Source organism: Paenibacillus solani, from assembly GCF_050475945.1.
Lineage (GTDB): Bacteria > Bacillota > Bacilli > Paenibacillales > Paenibacillaceae > Paenibacillus_AQ > Paenibacillus_AQ solani_A.
Genome location: NZ_JBCMXJ010000015.1, coordinates 693785 through 711467, shown reverse-complemented (window position 1 = coordinate 711467; position 17683 = coordinate 693785). Strand labels below are relative to the sequence as shown.

Sequence of the window (17683 nt, the reverse complement as noted above, 5' to 3'; positions counted from 1 at the left end):
GTTATTTCACCATACCATATCACGTAATCCAAACAAACAATTCATTATCCAAATTACCGAGGAGGGATTATGTATGTCTTGTGAAGGTGGCGGCGGTTACGGTTACGGAAGTAATGTTGGTATTGTCTTGGTTCTGTTCATTCTCCTTGTAATCATTCTTAGCACATTCTATATCTAATCGACTTTGGATGATCCAGTAATCATGCTTATACGCTGAAAGTTAAGGGAGATGCGCCTAGGTGCATCTCCTTTAATCATGAACAAAAGACGAAGCACAGCCCTTCCTAAAGGCAGTTACTTCGTCTTTTACTCGGTTACTTCATCAAGAAGTCAACCGATTTATCCCTTATTCATCTCCGCCACGGCTAGGGCGGCGATCATTGTTGTAGGAACGTGGTTTACGGTCACCGCTGCTGTTACGGTCGCGGTTATAACCACCGCCATCACGGTTGCCGTAGCTGCTGTTGCCATCACGGTTATATCCGCCTTTGGAGTAGCCACCACGGTTTCCACCACTGCCGCCGTCACGACGATATCCGCCGTTGTTGCTGCGACCACCATATCCGCCACTTGGCTTGCGGCCACTGCGGATGTCCGGCTTCCGGCGTTTTGCGCGAATCGGGTCTTCAGGCGTAAGGTGGATATCAGATGCTTCCTTCTTGTCGCCCGTCAAGATTTTCATTGCTGCTGCCAGCAATTGAACGGAATCATACTGTTCCAGCAATTGAATGGCAAGGCCTTTGTACTCAGTCAATTCGCCTTGGTCAATCACTTCGATCACTCGCTCAGCGATGATGCGTTGTTTGCCTTCAATCGCTTCAGCGATCGTCGGAAGCGGCTTGCGAGGAATGCGATGACGCGTCACACGCTCGATGAAATACAGATGATCCATCTCACGCGGCGTAACGAAAGACCAGGCAGTACCTTCTTTACCCGCACGTCCTGTACGGCCGATACGGTGTACATAGCTCTCCGGATCCTGCGGCAAGTCAAAGTTAACAACATGTGTAACGCCGGATACATCAAGACCACGCGCTGCCACGTCTGTTGCCACGAGAACATCAATGCTGCCGTCACGGAATTTACGCATAACGGTATCACGTTGGTGCTGGGACAGATCGCCGTGAAGCCCATCTGCTGAATATCCGCGTTTTTGCAAAGCTTCTGCCAATTCGTCGACACGTCGCTTGGTACGACCGAAAACGATCGCAAGCTCTGGCGATTCCATATCCAAAAGGCGGCTCAAGGCTTCGAATTTTTGACGTTCAGGGACTTCGATATATGCTTGGTCAATCAGTGGAGCACTTACGTGCTTAGGAATAACTGATACATGCTCGGGTTCATTCAGGAACTGGGATGCCAGCTTCTGAATGTTAGGCGGCATCGTTGCGGAGAACAGCAAGGTTTGACGTTCTTCTGGAACAAGCTTTAGGATCGACTGGATGTCTTCCATGAAGCCCATATCCAGCATTTCATCCGCTTCATCCAGTACAACGGTTTGTACGTCATCAAGACGGATGGTTTTTCTGTTAATGTGGTCAAGTAATCGGCCTGGTGTACCGATAATAATCTGAGGCTTTCTTTTCAAAGCGCGGATCTGACGTCCGATATCCTGTCCACCATAAATGGCCAAGGAACGGATACCTTTAAAGCGGGACAGTTTGCCGATTTCTTCTGCGACCTGAATGGCAAGTTCACGGGTTGGTGTCATAACGAGGGCGACGATACGTTCTTCCTCTTTAGCGATCTTGTGAATCAGAGGCAGTCCGAATGCCGCTGTCTTTCCTGTACCTGTCTGTGCTTGTCCAATCATATCTTTTCCGGTTAGAGCGATCGGAATCGATTGGGATTGGATCGGTGTGGCTTCTTCAAAGCCAAGCTCAGTGATTGCTTGCAGCACGCGCGGCTCCAAGCCAAAATCTGCGAAATTTTTCAATAGGTTCATACTCCTTCTATCTGTGGACATCCACTTTCTTCTCTGTATTCTTAAGTAGTGGTAACGTTTATAGGCTTTCCCGGCCAGCAGGATTTTCTGCATAAGGTGAACCGGTATATTTCTCTTATCACCAGTGTAAGGACTGGTTAATGTATAATCATCCTGATAAGCTTGCAAAGTTATCAATGTAACGGACTACTCAAGAATATCCAATACATTATATCACAAAACAATTCTGGAATACCAGCAAGCTTAAAGAAGTCATAATAACCGGGAGGTGATTCCTATGTTGAGGCGTCTATGGACCTATATGTCGATCGTGCTTGGCGGAATCTTTATTGCCGGTGGATTTAATCTATTTCTGATCCCCCATCATTTGCTTAGTGGCGGCGTATCCGGCGTCGCATTGATTATCGGATATTTCACGCCGCTTAATATCAGTATCCTGTATTTTGTGCTCAACATTCCGATCCTGATTGCCGGGTGGTTCAAGCTGGGCAAAAGATTCGTTGGTCTCAGCGTGCTCTCTGTTGTCATAACAACCTTATTCCTGGAGTTTATCCCGGTTACTCCCGTTGCAAGCGATATGCTGCTGTCTTCCGTGTTCGGCGGAGTGCTCGTCGGATTCGGTACCGGCCTTTCCTTTCGAGTTGGCGGTTCAACCGGGGGATTTGATATCATCGGTTCCATCGTGACCAAATATCGCGATTTTCCGGTTGGCAGTGTGCTCGTAACACTCAATGCCATCGTCATTATGGCGGTTGCTTATTTAGAGAAAGACTGGAATCTGGCGCTCGCCTCCATGGCTTCCATCTATGTAGCCGGGAAAATGGTGGATATGCTTCACGTTAGCCATATCAAGGTTACCGTTTTTATCGTTACGAACCAAACAGAGGCCTTCTTGGAGAAGCTGCTTAAGCGTCCCCGCGGCATAACCAAGATTAAAACCGAAGGAGCTTTTAGCCATAAAGAGAAGGATATGCTCATGACGGTTACGACTCGGTATGAGCTAGCTGAGCTGAAGCAAATCATCACAGAAACAGACCCCGAAGCTTTTGTAAACATCGTGGAAACTACAGCTGTCATGGGACAATTCCGGAAAAACTAAATGTTTCATCCAGTGAAGAATCGGTAAATTTGTGGTATAATATTTATGCGCGGTTCCTACAATATTCATGAGATCTGTTTCCCGGGCATCCTTTTGGCCCAATTTTAATTGTTTTTCCGTTTTACAGAAGAACGTCCTGCCTAACCAATTCGGAGGGAAAGGGTGATTTTGGATGGAAATGGAAACGGTAAAATTGTCACAAATCGTCATGAAGTGGTTCCCGGAAATGATACCGTTCTTCAGACAGAACGAGCTGAATTCCATGATCGTTCTTAGGGACGGGCTGAGGATTTTGGAGCAGGAGGACGCTCTTGAAATTATTCAGTTCAGCATTTGCGAGCATCAGAATCAAACTCCGCTTCATTAATTTTATGCAATGCGTGACATTCGCACGACGAATGCCGTTATTTACCGGTTAAATCCGCCGGAGAATAACGGCATTTTTTTGTGAGTAAATGTAAATGACTAAAAGCACATATTCCCCATCCAAAAAGATCTCTGCCAGCATTCTCCTCCAGTTGTAGCTATTGCTCTTGTACTTATGCATGTCTCCCGAATTTCATAAGTTAACTTGATAAATTCGCTAAATTCCGTTTAAAAAGCCCCTCCCCCGTTTAATAAACTAAGTACGCTCGCCCATCGTTGCCAAATTTTTGTCGAATGTAACAATCCTGTTCTTTTTGAGCGCATCGGTTCCTTTATAATCATAGTGTGAATGTACACAAGGGAGAGAGTAATTATGAATATCATCTTGGCTTTATTCATCTTGGCCTCTGCAGGCTTAAGCGGTTCGGGGGCGCAAGAAGACAGTCTTGGCACCAAACTGCAGGCATCTATTAATACCGCCATGATTCAAGGCATACACCAAAGCAACCAATCAAACCAAGGCGGGGGTGGCATAAAGCCTAATACGACAACAATCGATCCGCAAATTGACGCACCTAAAGTCAAAGGGATTTATGTAACGGCTTATAGCGCAGGCGGCTCCAGAATGAATCAGCTCGTGGATCTGATGGACAATACAGATCTTAATGCCATGGTCATCGATATTAAGGATGATGAAGGATACATAACATACAAGACGGATAATCCTAAACTGCAGGAACTCGGCAAACCCCAGCCTTTTATTAGAGACATCGATCAGCTTATGAAACGGTTGAAAAAGCATGATATCTATCCCATCGCCAGGATTGTAGTATTCAAGGATACGATCCTCGCCAAGAAAAATCCTGAACTGTCCTTCCGTAAGGGAGACGGCAGCGTCTGGGCCAACGGTGGCGGCGACAGCTTTGTCAACCCGTACAGCAAGGAGGTTTGGGATTATAACATCGAAATTGCCAAGGAAGCCGCAAAGCTTGGTTTCAAAGAAATCCAGTTTGACTATGTCCGTTTTCCGGAAGGCTTCGAGAAACGCGCCGATTCCCTGAAGTACACCAAAACGGAACAATCTCGCGTGGATGTCATTTCTGACTTCGTACAATATGCACGTGAAGAGTTAGCACCGCTCGGCATACGTGTATCTGTCGATATCTTTGGTTATGCCGCCTCTGTGCCAGCTGCGGAAGGCATTGGGCAGGATTTCGTCAAGATTTCCAAAAATGTGGATATTATTAGCCCCATGGTTTACCCAAGTCACTATACAGCAGGTTGGTTCGGCTCCCCTGTCCCGGACAAGGCTCCTTACCAGACCATTAAGGGCTCCATGGAGGATACCCACAAGAAGCTGGAGGAATTAGGAGAACAAAAACCCATCATAAGACCTTGGATTCAGGACTTTACCGCCAGTTGGCTTGGAAGCGGAAATTATGCTAAGTATGGTAAAAAGGAAGTTGAAGAGCAGATTCGTGCCCTGAAGGATACGAATGTAGAGGAGTATTTACTCTGGAATGCTTCCAACCGATATACGGAAGGCGTCAATCATAAATAATATTAATCATTCATAAATAAAGGGCAAGCCATACGAATGGCTTGCCCTTTATTTATTCTGGAGGGATCACTTGACAGGAAATGCTATGATGGATCATGGGAATAAGTCACCCTCAAAATTCCTTCATTCCAATTAGAAAGGCTAATCATCCATGCAGCAGACGTATACAACAAGCGGAAAGCTGAAGCAGTTTGCGATCATTCTGATCCCCATACTGGTTACACAGCTTGCCTTATCAGCTATTACTTTTTTTGATACCAATATGTCCGGAAAGTTCAGCTCAATCGACTTGGCAGGCGTAGCGATCGCTACAAGCATCTGGATTCCGGTTCAAACCGGGCTTAGCGGCATCTTAATGGGGATTACCCCTATCGTCTCTCAGCTGGTCGGCCAGAAACAGGAACATAAAGTCGCTTATCAGGTGAACCAGGCACTTTGGTTGTCTACCCTGCTCGCGATTATTGTTCTTGCACTCGGGTATGCCGTGGTGCCAGGCATTCTCGGAGCTATGCAGCTGGAGCCGGAGGTACGAAGAGTCGCCTCACAATTTCTTGCCGCCATATCGTTAGGCATCATTCCGCTGTTTGCCTACACCGTGCTCCGCAGCTTCATCGATGCCTTGGGCCAAACCAAAATCTCTATGGTCATTACTTTGATCGCCCTGCCGGTGAATGTCGGGCTGAATGCTCTGTTAATCTATGGGTTCTGGGGCTTCCCTAGACTGGGAGGTGTTGGCGCTGGTCTTGCTTCTGCCATTACATACTGGACCTTACTGGTGATTGCTATCGTCATTATTCATAAGAACCATCCGTTCACCTCATTTCGTATCTTCCAGAAGCTTCAGAAAATATCTTTGGCAGCATGGAAGGACCTATTGAAAATCGGGGTGCCCATTGGATTCTCCATCTTTCTCGAAACCGCGGTCTTCGCGGCCGTGACCCTGCTCATGAGCAGCTTCGATACCGCCACCATTGCCGCACATCAAGCTGCCCTAAATTTCGCTACGACACTTTATATGCTGCCGCTGAGCATATGTATGAGTCTAACGATCCTTGTAGGTTATGAAGTGGGTTCCGGACGGACAAAGGATGCTTGGAAGTATGCCAAACTCGGGATCGGCACAGCTGTTTTCTTGTCATTAATCACCGCTGTCATCCTGTTTATGGCCGGTCGCCAGGTTGCTGGATTATATTCCAACGAACCTGCGGTTGTGGCGCTGATTCAGCATTTCCTGCTCTTCGCAATCTTCTTTCAGATTTCCGATGCGATCGCGACACCGACTCAAGGAGCGCTCCGCGGCTACAAAGATGTCAACGTCGCCTTTATGCTCGCGTTTCTGTCGTTCTGGATCATAGGGCTGCCTGTTGGATATGTCCTTGCCAACTTTACAGACTGGCAAGCCTTTGGCTACTGGATCGGATTGATCACAGGATTAGCAGTCGGCGCTGTCCTCATGCTTATGCGTTTAGTCAAAGTCCAGCGCAAATTCGCTCGCGAGCAAGCAGCCCCGTCTCGATCTAATTCATAAGAGAACCGTAACGTAATGCGCTAGAACGAATAAAAGACCGTCTCCGTTCAGAATTCATTCTGAATCGGTAGACGGTCTTTTTGAAATATAGCTTCTCTATTCACTAAGCTGCCTGATTATTGAGACAAGCGAAGTGCCAAATCATACAGATCGCGGTCAAATTCCTTCTTCGTGTTCACGACCTTGTCGATGTCTGTGAGGACCAGTTCGCCCTTGATCATGCCGCATCCTTTATCGGATTGGCCGTCAATCAGACTGCGAACCGCAAAATCGCCAAGACGGCTAGCCAAATTACGGTCAAATGGAGTTGGAGCCCCACCGCGCTGAATATGGCCGAGCACCGTTACACGGGCATCAATCGAGGCATGACATTCCTTCAGATCACGAACGATATCCTCGCCGCGTCCAACACCTTCCGCCACAATGATGATACTGTGACGCTTACCCTTCGCAAAATTCTCCTGCAATCGTGCAGCCACTTCCTTCAGGTCGTACTTCACTTCCGGAACCAGAATGGTTTCTGCTCCCGAGGCCAGTCCAGCATGAAGGGCGATGTCGCCGCAGTGACGACCCATTACCTCTACAACAGAGGAGCGGGCATGCGAAGACATGGTATCGCGCAATTTGTTTACTGCGTCTACCACGACGTTGACGGCAGTATCAAAGCCGATTGTATAATCTGTAAAGGAGATATCGTTATCAATCGTACCTGGAAGACCCATCGTTTTGATTCCAAGCTTACTCAGCTTGTTAGCACCTTGGTATGAACCGTCTCCTCCGATAACGACCAGTCCATCAATGCCGTGCTGATTCAGAATGTCAGCGCCCTTCTGCTGGCCTTCCGGTGTCTTGAAATCTTGACTGCGGGCAGAACGAAGGATCGTACCTCCACGCTGGATAATATCCCCTACACTGCGCAGATCCATAGGAATAATGTCATTCTCCAAAAGCCCTTGGAAACCGCGTTGAATTCCATAAACCTCAAGTCCATAGTACAAACCGCTTCGAACAACTGCACGAAGCGCGGCGTTCATACCTTGAGAATCGCCACCGCTTGTAAGAACTGCTATTTTTTTAACTTCTGCCATGTTTCTTATTCCTCCTTCAATGTCACTCATACTTATGCTTGCGAATCCATCGGCTGTTGACGTAGAAGAAAATCCGTGCCATTGGGCTATTCTTCATCAAACGCTTGGATGCGGTGCGAACCAACTGCTGCTCGCTGACTTTGGGATCGGATAAATATAACGCCAGTAACCCCTCAATGATCATACGATGAAACGTGGTCGAGGGAATTGTTCTGACATCCTTCCGGGCCCATTCAACAATGGAAGCAATCCGGCTCAGCATCATATCGGCGTCTTCATAATAATTACAGAAGTTCAGATCGCCGCCCAGCCTGTCTTCGTCTTGATCAATAAGATAATCCAGCATAATGTGGAGACTGCATACATTCGGAAAATAAGACGCATGGATGGAAGATGCATCCTCGTCATCCAGAAACGGATCGGTTGCAGCCAGAAACAGCATAAATACACCCAAAGTTGAGCCTGTAGCAGCAGCAAACTCGTTCCATCGTAAATGAGGCGTTCGGTGTGCATGCAGGGACCACCATTCGAGCAGCGCCGCTTCTCTTTTATCCGGATGGATATGCTTATACACCTGAAGATCGGTATACAGTCCTGCCAGATCCCTTATGTAGGGCTTTGCTGCTTCATACCCAGATAATTCACTAATACATGCCCTGCATTTCTGCACAAGACGGAGAAGATATCCCCCATCCTCTCTCTCGGTGCGGAGTGCATAATAATCAGCCGGCTCCGCTTCTGGCGTAACAGCATCCAGCATGGATTGATGAAGCTGTCTGAAATCCGCCGGATCGAGTGAAGTGCTGCGGTCACATAGATTATCAAGGTAGTCACTTATCGTCTGGTAAGCCACAATCAATGGAATGAGTATATGCTTTTCCGGCAAATTAGCTGCGGCATAAACAGCTCCCCCCTGACAATGAAACCGTTTGGTCTCTATGCTGGCAAGAGCCTGCTTACGAAGCTCCTCATCGGGAATTAGCTCAGCCTCCCGGCGCCATTTATCCAATTCGATCCGCACTTCCGGGAGTATAAATTTGTAAACCCGGGTCATTAGTCCGACTGGACTGCGCGGAACCTTACGGCTTAGCTCTTGATTATTCAATGAACTCTGCCTCCACATGGTTGTCTTTTTATCCCTATCCAAATCACCCCTATTATAATATGATCGTTCAAATTGCACAAATAACGCATATCATAGACGGAAGTGGCAGGAATATTGACGATTACTGTTCCTTATTCCTAATCGAAGGCAGCGACATGGGGCTTGACCCGCTGAAAAACAAAAAAGCACAGTTCTCTGACGAGAACTGTGCTTCATGCCTTGGTAATTCTATAAGATCTCCGGTCTGGAGCTAACTTACAGTTTTGTTACGTTGGCTGCTTGAGGACCACGGTTACCTTCAGTAATGTCGAATTCTACCGCTTGGCCTTCTTCCAAACTCTTGAAGCCTTCTTCTTGGATTGCGGAGAAGTGTACGAATACATCCTCGCCACCTTCAACGGAAATGAAGCCATAGCCTTTTTCTGCGTTAAACCATTTAACTGTACCTTTCAAATGAACAACCTCCTAAAAATACCGCCATCTATGGCGAATATCCATATTATATCCCATGTTTTCCAACAATGCAATCCGTCAAATCACCCTGTGGGGCTTTTTTTAAACCGCAATATTAATCGGAAGATTATTTGCTTTTAAGCCTCTGAGTGCGTTATCATTTACCCAAAAGCCTAAGTAGCAAACGGAGAATGCATATGATCAAAAAACATGAAATATACAAAAAAGACAAGTGGAATATGATGACGGTCGAAGTGCAGGGCCGCTACATTGTTCTCCGCGAAATTTCTGACCAATGGGGTGAGGAAACACATACCTTCATGAGTCGGCCAGCTTTAATGCATTGGGCTCAAAACCGTTTTCCCAAAGCAGATTTCGAAGGACGGGAAGACGAGTGGAGAGAAATGATGACTGCCTTTAAGCAGGTGTAAGTTATGGATTATACGAATATTGTGATCTTTATTATTCTCGCCTTCAGTCTCGGTGCCATCATGATCATGTACCGTGAGAAAATACCACCTAGACTGAGGAGAGGTATGGCCCTGATTGCCGTCGCCTTCATCCTGTTTGCCTTTTTCCTTATTGTATACAGTTTCCTGAATCCGGGTTCCTCTTAAATTAAAGAGCATGAAAGGAACGGGTACGCGGCATACTATCGCTCGGATGCTTCAATTCGAGGAGGTCATTGCCATGCGAGGCGCCAGGGTGCTCTGTATTACATTAGCAATCTGCCTAACCGCTGTTTCTACTACCCGCTCCGAAGTTTTATCCAAAGATACCCGGACTTCAACCAATAATTATCTTTCAAGGAGGATTTCCATGGAACAATTGTTAAAACGCGCAGATGTACCTAAAGAACATCAATGGAAGCTTGAGGATATGTTCGCTGATCAGAAGGCTTGGGACGAGAGCTTTGCCGAATTAAAGAATCTCCTGAAACGTGCAGCCGATTATCAAGGAAAGCTAAACAACGCAGCTTCCATTAAAGCCTGCTTCGAGCTTGAAGACGAAATTTCATATAACGCGGAGCGTCTATATGTGTATGCTCATATGCATCATGATGAGGATACAGCAAACCCTACATATCAAGCACTGTCTGCCAAGGCCAAAAAATTGAATGTGGAGGCTGGAGAAGCTCTTTCCTTCATCACGCCGGAAATTCTATCCTTGTCTGAAGCAGAGCTAGACAAACTGATTGATGATCCTTCACTTCAGGATTTCAAATTCACGCTGACCGAAATGAAGCGGGAGAAAGCGCATGTACTGTCCAAAACGGAAGAAGCGCTGCTGGCCCAAGTCGGCAACCTCTCCTCTGCCCCGCAGACCATTTTCGGCATGCTGAACAATGCGGATATGAAGTTCCCGAAAATCACAAACGAAGATGGCAAAGAAGTTGAACTCACGCACGGCAACTACATTCAATTCCTGGAAAGCCCGAACCGCGAGGTTCGCGAGCGTGCCTTCAAAGCCGTGTACGAAACCTATGGCAAGCAAAAAAACACGATTGCGGCTACGCTGAATGCCAATATCAACAAGAATATTTTCTACTCTCGTGTTCGCAAGTACCCTTCCGTTCTGGAAATGGCCCTTTATGGCGACAACATTCCGAAGGAAGTCTACACGAACCTGATCGATACGATTCATGAGAGCCTGCCTCTCCTCCACCGCTACATGGAGCTTCGCAAGAAGCTGCTGGGTGTAGATGAGCTTCACATGTATGATTTATTCGCGCCACTCGTCGAAGAGTATAAGTGGGATATCACTTACGAAGAAGCGAAGCAAATGACCAAGGAAGGTCTTACGCCGCTTGGTGAAAACTATTTGAACAGCCTGCAAGAAGGGTATGACAACGGCTGGATTGACGTCTATGAGAACGAGAACAAACGGACTGGCGCATATAGCTGGGGCGCTTACGGCACCCACCCTTATGTGCTGCTGAACCATAAAGATAATCTGAACAGCATGTTCACCCTTGCTCATGAGATGGGTCATGCTCTTCACTCCTACTATTCTGACAATGCACTGAAATATCGCGATGCACAGTATACCATCTTCCTCGCTGAGGTGGCATCCACCACGAACGAGGCGCTGCTGATGGATTACTTATTGAAAAATGCCAAGGATCCGAAGCAGAAAATGTACCTGCTTACCTACTATGCCGATCAATTCCGGACCACGGTATTCCGTCAAACGATGTTTGCCGAGTTCGAGAAGATCGTTCATGAACGTGCGGAGAGCGGAGAATCCCTGACGGCTCAGGATCTTTCCGACATCTATTATGAGCTGAATGTGAAGTATCACGGCAAAGGTATGCAGGTCGACAAGGAGATCGGAATGGAATGGGCTCGTATTCCCCATTTCTACAACAGCTTCTACGTATACAAATACGCAACCGGCTTCTCGGCTGCAACAAGCTTCTCCAAGCAGATTCTCGAGGAAGGCCAGCCGGCTGTCGATCGTTATCTTGGCTTCCTGAAGAGCGGCGGCAGCGACTATTCGATCAACATCCTTAAAAAAGCTGGCGTGGATATGTCTTCTCCAGAGCCGATCCGCGAGGCTATGAGTGTATTTGAAGATATCATCCGTCAAATGGAGCAATTGACGAAATAAACACCGCAACAGCAAGATATTACGCTCTCAAATTGACCAGTGGAATAAAATCCCTTGCCCTTTACAGGCAAGGGATTTTATACTGTTTGGAGGAAGGAGGTATTCCCCATGAAAATTCAATGGTCATTAATCGCAGCCTTATTGTTTGCCCTGATTACAGCTGTTTTTGCAGTAATCAATGTCAATCCGGTTTCAGTAAATCTGTTATTCGGAACCGTTAACGTACCCCTTATTCTGCTGATTATCGGATGCTCCTTGATCGGAGGACTGATTGTCGGAACTTTCGGCATTTACCGCCAGTACCAAATGCAGAAGGAAATCCGTTCGTTGGCAGAGCAACTTATACATATCCGTCAAGCAACGGGATACACACCTGAAGTGCAAGCCGCCAAAGAGGAAAAGAAAAAAGAGCAGCAGGACATGCCGGTGGAACCGTAGATGGAAGTCTATAGCCATCATGAATGAAGTGAACCGAATCTAGGAGGTATAACATCACAATGACTACACAACCGAACGAAACCTATATACTGGATCTGTTAAAAGAACTGCTGGATACACCGAGCCCAACTGGATATACGCATGACATTATGAAGCGGGTTGAGCAGGAAGCCACAGCGCTTGATGTTTCGCTCGAATGGAATGAAAAAGGCGGTGCCATTCTGTCCGTACCCGGACAAGACAGCAGCCGCACGATTGGTCTGAGCGCCCATGTGGACACGCTTGGCGCAATGGTTCGTGCCGTAAAAACAGAGGGTACGCTACGCCTTACCTCCATTGGCGGATACATGATGAACAGTATTGAGAATGAATACTGCATTATCCATACCCGCAGCGGCAAGAAATATACGGGTACCATCCTGTCCACGCATCCTTCCGTTCACGTCTACAGCGATGCACGCGATTTCAAGCGCCAGGAAGCCCATATGGAGGTCCGGATCGACGAATTGGTGGAATCGGCCGATGATGTGAAGAAACTCGGCATTGGGGTTGGAGATTACGTCTCTTTCGATGCACGCGCAGTTATTACACCAAGCGGTTACATCAAATCTCGCCATCTGGATGACAAAGCCAGCGTTGCCGCACTCTTCGGCTTGCTCGAAAGCATGAAGCGGGATAACTGGAAACCTAAACACAATGTAAAGCTTCTTATCTCGAACTATGAAGAAGTAGGGCATGGCGCAGCCTACATTCCTGCCGATATCAATGAAATGATTGCTGTCGATATGGGCTGCATCGGCGATGACCTGAGCTGCAAGGAAACCGATGTATCCATCTGCGCGAAGGATTCATCCGGTCCCTATGACTATGACATGACCAGCCGTTTGATCGAGCTAGCCGAAAGCGAAGGCATAGCTTATGCAGTGGATGTCTATCCTCATTACGGTTCTGATGCCTCCGCGGCGCTCTCCGCTGGCAACAACATCAAGGCCGCACTGATCGGTCCCGGTGTTCACGCATCCCATGCCATGGAAAGAACCCATAAACAAGCGGTTCTTAATACCGTCAAGCTGCTGGCAGCCTACGTCAGATAAAAACTTTCTTGAACAACATACACTGAAAGCTTAAACATCTTATAACTTAACAAAAAGGGGCGTCCCGACAAGGCATTATACTCTGCCTGGGGATGCCCCTTTATTATTCAGTTATATGGATCGCGTAATGATTATCATTTCTTGCTCTGCTCAATTTTCTCCGCGAGCTCATTCAGATAAGTCCAACGCTCCATGAGATGCTCCAGCTCAGCTTCCGTTTCCTCTTGAGCCTTCATCAGCTCCTGAAGCCGAGCTGCATCGCTGCCAGCAGTCTCCATCTCGGATTGAATCGATGCCAGCTTGCCCTCTGCGGATTCGATGAGACCATCTATCTGTTCATACTCCCGCTGTTCTTTATAGCTGAATTTCAAGCGCTCTCGTGGGGCTTCCTGTGCCGAACCGCTGCCTGAGCCTGTGCCTCCATTGCTCCCCGAAGAAGATTTGGGCCCGGAGGCTTCCGTCTTGCTCCCGGCAGCTTCTCCGCCATGACGCTGCATCCATTCCGCATATTCGCTGTAAGATCCGACATGGACACGGATATGTCCATTCCCCTCAAACGCCATAATTTTGTCCACCGTTCGATCCAGGAAGAACCGGTCATGGGACACCACAATGCAGACGCCCGGAAACTCATCCAAATACTGCTCCAGAACGGACAATGTCTGAATATCCAGATCATTGGTCGGCTCATCAAGCAGCAGCACATTCGGTGCACTCATCAGCACTCGCAGCAGATACAGCCTGCGCTTCTCGCCTCCGGACAACTTCGCAATCGGCGTCCATTGCAGTGCGGGCGGAAACAGGAAGCGCTCCAGCATCTGGGCCGCGGTAATCGCCGAACCGTCTGCCGTACGTACTACCTCTGCTTCATCCTTGATATATTCAATCACACGCTGACTGCCATCCATCTCCTGATGCTCCTGCGTAAAGTAACCGAGCTTGACTGTCGGTCCGAGTATAACTTCCCCGCCATCAGGCTGAAGTCTTCCTGCAATCAGATTGAGCAGCGTAGATTTGCCGCTACCGTTCGGGCCTACGATACCAATGCGGTCTTCGGGAACAGCGATGTAAGAAAGGTCCTGAATTAATACTTTATCGTCGACCTTCTTCCGGAGACCTTCGATCTCCAGAATTTTGCGTCCTAGTCGAGTAGAAGCGACCGAAACGTCCAGTTCTCCCGAGCTGTGCACGATCTCCTGATCCTTGAGTTTCTCGAAGCGTTCAATCCTCGCCTTCTGCTTGGTCGTGCGGGCTTTTGCGCCTCTGCGAATCCAGGCCAGCTCGCTGCGCAGCAAATTCTGGCGTTTTTGCTCAGAAGCGGCTTCACGCTCCTCGCGTTCTGCCTTCAGCTCCAGGAATCGGCTGTAATTCGCTTCATATCGGAACAGCCGTCCATGATCCAGCTCCAGCATGACATTAGCTACCCGGTCGAGAAAATACCGATCATGCGTAATCATGAGCAGGGCGCCGCGCCGCTTTTGCAAATATTGCTCCAGCCAGGCGACAGATTCATTGTCGATATGGTTCGTTGGCTCGTCTAATATAAGCAGATCGGAAGGCTGTATCAAGGCGGCGGCTAACGCCACCCGTTTACGCTGGCCGCCAGACAGCGTCCCCATCTTCGCCTCGTAATTCCGAATTCCCAGCTTGGACAGGATGGTTTTTGCATCGCTCTCCAGCTGCCACGCCTGCAGCGTATCCAGCGTTTGATTGAGCTTCAGCAGTTTCTGCTGCAGCTCCTCATGACTCGGATTCAGCTCCAGCAGTTCCATCGTTTCGGTATACTCCCGCACCGCCTTCATCTCCGGCAGATCGCCTTCGAACACCTGCTGCAGGACGGTTTTATCCGAGTCAAACTCCGGATTTTGTGCCAGATAACGCACCCGGATGCGATTGCCCATCGATATTTTCCCAGAGTCGGACGGCTCGAGCCCTGCAATGACGCGCAGGAATGTCGATTTTCCTGTACCATTTACGCCGATTATACCGATTTTATCCTGATCCTCCATTCCGAAGGACGCATCTTGAAACAGAATTTTGTCACCATAAGTTTTTGTAACCTGTTCGACGGTCAAAATATTCATTGTTATGATCCCTACTTACATCTATAGATTTCGTTGATCGCTCGTTCATTGGCAAGATGGATATATTATAACGCAATCAGTACGGCAATCCCATAAGCCGCCGCGCCGCCGAGAAGTGAACTGATCAGATTAACCGCATCATTGGACATCCAGAAATACCCGCGTGTACGCTCGGTAGCTTCGCTGCAGTGCTGAGATACCTCCACCGACTTACCGCAGACCCGGCAGCGATACATCACTTGTAAGGTCGCACCAAGGTACGAATCGGCAAAAGCACCAACCAATCCGCCCGCAAGAGCTGCCAGAACATACGGTAATAATTCTGCTTCTATACCGCTCCATTCTGCAAGTAACCATCCGCCCGCCCCAATCAGAATGCTCCCTGCCGCTGCGGCCGTAGAGCCGAACCAGGAGACGCCGCCGGATTCCCCGGCAATCAGTACCTTGCCGTTTAGGACGGAGCGCGGTGGCTTCCGGCTAAGGCTGCCAAGCTCCGTGGCCCAGGTATCGGCCGTTACCGTAGCCATAACACCTATAAACAGAAATACCCAGAGATCAGATGGTGACCATGCATTTAATAGGCACAGCACCATACCAATTCCTCCATTGGCGAATACTTGTCCAGCATCCCGCCGGCCCGTCTTGGCATAGGATTTCTCCAAATCTGCCTTACGTTTTTTTCCATAGCGGGAAAGCAGTGTAGATGTGATGAAAAAAAGAAGCAGGGTTCCGAACCAAAACAAGTTCCCTGCTCCGTAGTATATAGTCCCCATCAGAATAGCGGCTGCGGCTCCCGAACCCGATAATGATCGTTTCCTATAAGCGGCACCTGCCACGATGATGGCACCTGCCGCACCGATCAGCCAATCCATCCATGATCCCTCCCATAATAAAGCATGCCGGATTACCCGATTTCGCAGCGCCCCAGACGTACATCGCCCCAGTAGAGCTCAAATACATCGCCGGATTCCGTTGGTCCTACACCAGCCGGGGTACCCGTGAAGATCAAATCGCCTTTACCGAGACCATAGTTCTCGCCTATATAATCAATGATACGCTGAAGGGAGAAGATCATATCCTTCACATTCCCCCGCTGGACCACCTGGCCGTTCTTCCATACCGTAAAATCAACATCCGCAAGCTCCGCTGTCCCCGGGAAGGCGATGGATGGTGTAAGCGGCGCAGAAGATTTAAACGCTTTGGCCGCTGTCCATGGATGCCCCTTCGCTTTAATGGCTGATTGAACATCACGCAGTGTGAAATCAATGCCAAGTGCCATCGTTTTTACAAGCTCGTCTACACTTTTTCCGGGAGCATAATCCTCCGCCAGCTGAATGACAAGCTCTCCTTCGAAATGCAGACTGCCGCGGTCCATAGGCAGCTTGAGGACACTGCCGTTCATCGGAACAACGGCATGCGAAGGCTTCAGAAAGATCATCGGCTCTTCAGGAACGGCATTGCCAAGCTCCTCGGCATGCAGTCGATAATTACGGCCTACACAATAAACGTTATTTACTAAGGCGCACATATATTAAAACCTCCATTTTCTTCTCCAGAATGGAACCTTGGGTGCAATTTTATGAATAAAGGTCTGACCCCATGTATCCGGCCGATTCGTGCAGATCATAATAGCCGGATTCATTCTGGCCAGGGACTTCATGCTCTTCGCATCGTCCACTGTCCAAGCCATAGGCGTAATACCGTTCTTCACCAGATCCGACGCGAAAGCCGCATCAAGGTGAGAGAATCCAATCGATAAAAAAGAACATTTCATTTGCTTTAATCTTGCCAAAAGATTACGTGGATGGGCATCAATGATAAGCCCTGTATTCACATCCGAATCCAATTCCTTTGCTTTAATTAAAGCTTTTGCCTCAAACGAAGTGAGTACAACATCCGAAAGCATCCGATGGGCATGAATCCGTTCCAGCACAGCCTCCTCGAGGCCAGGATACATATTTCCGCTCGTTTTCAGCTCGATATTAAGCTTCAATCGTCCCTTGACAAGCTGCAGCACCTCATCCAGTGAAGGAACCTGCTCTCCCCTGAACTGGCGTCCTTTCCATTCACCGGCATCCATTCTCCGGATTTGCTGCCAGGTCAGATCCTTGACCTTGCCTTTCCCGCTCGTCGTTCGATCTACGCTATAGTCATGAATCACGACAGGGACCCCGTCCCGAGTCAACTGCACATCAATTTCCATCCACTGCACAAAAGGCTCATCCATCGCCATCTGAATCGCTGTGCGCGTGTTTTCAGGTGCTTTTGCGGAAAAGCCGCGGTGCGCCACACATAAATTGTCCATGGTGGAA

Annotated in this window: 18 protein-coding genes; 10 read left to right on the top strand and 8 right to left on the bottom strand. The window is 48.3% G+C overall.

What is annotated here, in order from left to right:
• Positions 1 to 73: 73 nt before the first annotated feature.
• Entirely contained in the window at positions 74 to 178 is a 105-nt protein-coding gene (locus tag ABEQ74_RS18225; protein WP_207383580.1) for a YjcZ family sporulation protein, read from the top strand.
• Between the two features lie 168 nt (positions 179 to 346).
• Here ABEQ74_RS18225 and ABEQ74_RS18220 read toward each other — a convergent pair whose 3' ends face one another.
• Positions 347 to 1936 carry a DEAD/DEAH box helicase gene (locus ABEQ74_RS18220; protein WP_430123532.1) on the bottom strand — a complete coding sequence of 530 codons (1590 nt, stop codon included), beginning with the start codon at positions 1934 to 1936 and terminating at the stop codon, positions 347 to 349.
• A gap of 286 nt (positions 1937 to 2222) precedes the next feature.
• Between ABEQ74_RS18220 and ABEQ74_RS18215 the strand changes: the two genes are divergently transcribed.
• The 4 genes from ABEQ74_RS18215 (at position 2223) to ABEQ74_RS18200 (ending at position 6499) form a co-directional block, all read left to right on the top strand.
• Entirely contained in the window at positions 2223 to 3044 is an 822-nt protein-coding gene (locus tag ABEQ74_RS18215; protein ID WP_430123531.1) for a YitT family protein, read from the top strand.
• 172 nt (positions 3045 to 3216) lie between these two features.
• Positions 3217 to 3411, top strand: coding sequence for a hypothetical protein (locus tag ABEQ74_RS18210; RefSeq protein WP_053492128.1), 195 nt, complete (start codon positions 3217 to 3219; stop codon positions 3409 to 3411).
• 372 nt (positions 3412 to 3783) lie between these two features.
• Positions 3784 to 4971 (top strand): putative glycoside hydrolase, encoded by a 1188-nt coding sequence (locus tag ABEQ74_RS18205; RefSeq protein WP_430123530.1) that lies wholly within the window; start codon positions 3784 to 3786, stop codon positions 4969 to 4971.
• Positions 4972 to 5122: 151 nt separating this feature from the next.
• Positions 5123 to 6499 (top strand): MATE family efflux transporter, encoded by a 1377-nt coding sequence (locus ABEQ74_RS18200; protein WP_430123529.1) that lies wholly within the window; start codon positions 5123 to 5125, stop codon positions 6497 to 6499.
• A 116-nt stretch (positions 6500 to 6615) separates the two neighbouring features.
• On the opposite strand, the gene pfkA is transcribed toward ABEQ74_RS18200, so the two are convergent.
• The 3 genes from pfkA to ABEQ74_RS18185 all read right to left on the bottom strand — a co-directional run bounded on the left by pfkA (position 6616) and on the right by ABEQ74_RS18185 (position 9145).
• Positions 6616 to 7587 (bottom strand): 6-phosphofructokinase, encoded by a 972-nt coding sequence (gene pfkA, locus ABEQ74_RS18195; RefSeq protein WP_430123528.1) that lies wholly within the window; start codon positions 7585 to 7587, stop codon positions 6616 to 6618.
• Positions 7588 to 7609: 22 nt separating this feature from the next.
• Complete coding sequence (locus tag ABEQ74_RS18190; protein ID WP_430123527.1) at positions 7610 to 8692, bottom strand: tetraprenyl-beta-curcumene synthase family protein; 1083 nt, start codon at positions 8690 to 8692, stop codon at positions 7610 to 7612.
• 255 nt (positions 8693 to 8947) lie between these two features.
• The gene (locus ABEQ74_RS18185; RefSeq protein ID WP_006211711.1) at positions 8948 to 9145 is read right to left on the bottom strand and encodes a cold shock domain-containing protein; all 198 of its coding nucleotides are present in this window, start codon (positions 9143 to 9145) and stop codon (positions 8948 to 8950) included.
• 197 nt (positions 9146 to 9342) lie between these two features.
• Between ABEQ74_RS18185 and ABEQ74_RS18180 the strand changes: the two genes are divergently transcribed.
• The 5 genes from ABEQ74_RS18180 (at position 9343) to ABEQ74_RS18160 (ending at position 13287) form a co-directional block, all read left to right on the top strand.
• Positions 9343 to 9576: a hypothetical protein gene (locus ABEQ74_RS18180; RefSeq protein WP_430123526.1), complete on the top strand. Its 234-nt coding sequence runs from the start codon at positions 9343 to 9345 to the stop codon at positions 9574 to 9576.
• Positions 9577 to 9579: 3 nt separating this feature from the next.
• On the top strand, positions 9580 to 9762 hold the full coding sequence (locus ABEQ74_RS18175) for a hypothetical protein (protein ID WP_430123525.1): 183 nt from the start codon (positions 9580 to 9582) through the stop codon (positions 9760 to 9762).
• A 202-nt stretch (positions 9763 to 9964) separates the two neighbouring features.
• Entirely contained in the window at positions 9965 to 11755 is a 1791-nt protein-coding gene (gene pepF / locus ABEQ74_RS18170) for an oligoendopeptidase F (protein ID WP_430123524.1), read from the top strand.
• Between the two features lie 108 nt (positions 11756 to 11863).
• Complete coding sequence (locus ABEQ74_RS18165) at positions 11864 to 12193, top strand: LapA family protein (protein ID WP_430123523.1); 330 nt, start codon at positions 11864 to 11866, stop codon at positions 12191 to 12193.
• A 59-nt stretch (positions 12194 to 12252) separates the two neighbouring features.
• On the top strand, positions 12253 to 13287 hold the full coding sequence (locus tag ABEQ74_RS18160; RefSeq protein ID WP_430123522.1) for a M42 family metallopeptidase: 1035 nt from the start codon (positions 12253 to 12255) through the stop codon (positions 13285 to 13287).
• 134 nt (positions 13288 to 13421) lie between these two features.
• Here ABEQ74_RS18160 and taeA read toward each other — a convergent pair whose 3' ends face one another.
• The 4 genes from taeA to ABEQ74_RS18140 form a co-directional block, all read right to left on the bottom strand.
• Positions 13422 to 15371: an ABC-F type ribosomal protection protein TaeA gene (gene taeA / locus ABEQ74_RS18155; protein ID WP_430123521.1), complete on the bottom strand. Its 1950-nt coding sequence runs from the start codon at positions 15369 to 15371 to the stop codon at positions 13422 to 13424.
• Positions 15372 to 15436: 65 nt separating this feature from the next.
• Complete coding sequence (locus ABEQ74_RS18150) at positions 15437 to 16243, bottom strand: DUF92 domain-containing protein (RefSeq protein ID WP_430123520.1); 807 nt, start codon at positions 16241 to 16243, stop codon at positions 15437 to 15439.
• A gap of 32 nt (positions 16244 to 16275) precedes the next feature.
• Positions 16276 to 16899 carry a fumarylacetoacetate hydrolase family protein gene (locus ABEQ74_RS18145; protein WP_430123519.1) on the bottom strand — a complete coding sequence of 208 codons (624 nt, stop codon included), beginning with the start codon at positions 16897 to 16899 and terminating at the stop codon, positions 16276 to 16278.
• 3 nt (positions 16900 to 16902) lie between these two features.
• Complete coding sequence (locus ABEQ74_RS18140; protein WP_430123518.1) at positions 16903 to 17676, bottom strand: glycerophosphodiester phosphodiesterase; 774 nt, start codon at positions 17674 to 17676, stop codon at positions 16903 to 16905.
• Positions 17677 to 17683: the final 7 nt, after the last annotated feature.

What these genes read in the sequence shown, in the direction of transcription:
- ABEQ74_RS18225 (WP_207383580.1), top strand. Translation starts at nt 74, where the DNA reads ATGTCTTGTGAAGGTGGCGGCGGTTACGGTTACGGAAGTAATGTTGGT.
- ABEQ74_RS18215 (WP_430123531.1), top strand. Translation starts at nt 2,223, where the DNA reads ATGTTGAGGCGTCTATGGACCTATATGTCGATCGTGCTTGGCGGAATC.
- ABEQ74_RS18210 (WP_053492128.1), top strand. Translation starts at nt 3,217, where the DNA reads ATGGAAATGGAAACGGTAAAATTGTCACAAATCGTCATGAAGTGGTTC.
- ABEQ74_RS18205 (WP_430123530.1), top strand. Translation starts at nt 3,784, where the DNA reads ATGAATATCATCTTGGCTTTATTCATCTTGGCCTCTGCAGGCTTAAGC.
- ABEQ74_RS18200 (WP_430123529.1), top strand. Translation starts at nt 5,123, where the DNA reads ATGCAGCAGACGTATACAACAAGCGGAAAGCTGAAGCAGTTTGCGATC.
- pfkA (WP_430123528.1), bottom strand. Translation starts at nt 7,587, where the DNA reads ATGGCAGAAGTTAAAAAAATAGCAGTTCTTACAAGCGGTGGCGATTCT.
- ABEQ74_RS18180 (WP_430123526.1), top strand. Translation starts at nt 9,343, where the DNA reads ATGATCAAAAAACATGAAATATACAAAAAAGACAAGTGGAATATGATG.
- ABEQ74_RS18175 (WP_430123525.1), top strand. Translation starts at nt 9,580, where the DNA reads ATGGATTATACGAATATTGTGATCTTTATTATTCTCGCCTTCAGTCTC.
- pepF (WP_430123524.1), top strand. Translation starts at nt 9,965, where the DNA reads ATGGAACAATTGTTAAAACGCGCAGATGTACCTAAAGAACATCAATGG.
- ABEQ74_RS18165 (WP_430123523.1), top strand. Translation starts at nt 11,864, where the DNA reads ATGAAAATTCAATGGTCATTAATCGCAGCCTTATTGTTTGCCCTGATT.
- ABEQ74_RS18160 (WP_430123522.1), top strand. Translation starts at nt 12,253, where the DNA reads ATGACTACACAACCGAACGAAACCTATATACTGGATCTGTTAAAAGAA.
- taeA (WP_430123521.1), bottom strand. Translation starts at nt 15,371, where the DNA reads ATGAATATTTTGACCGTCGAACAGGTTACAAAAACTTATGGTGACAAA.
- ABEQ74_RS18150 (WP_430123520.1), bottom strand. Translation starts at nt 16,243, where the DNA reads ATGGATTGGCTGATCGGTGCGGCAGGTGCCATCATCGTGGCAGGTGCC.
- ABEQ74_RS18145 (WP_430123519.1), bottom strand. Translation starts at nt 16,899, where the DNA reads ATGTGCGCCTTAGTAAATAACGTTTATTGTGTAGGCCGTAATTATCGA.
- ABEQ74_RS18140 (WP_430123518.1), bottom strand. Translation starts at nt 17,676, where the DNA reads ATGGACAATTTATGTGTGGCGCACCGCGGCTTTTCCGCAAAAGCACCT.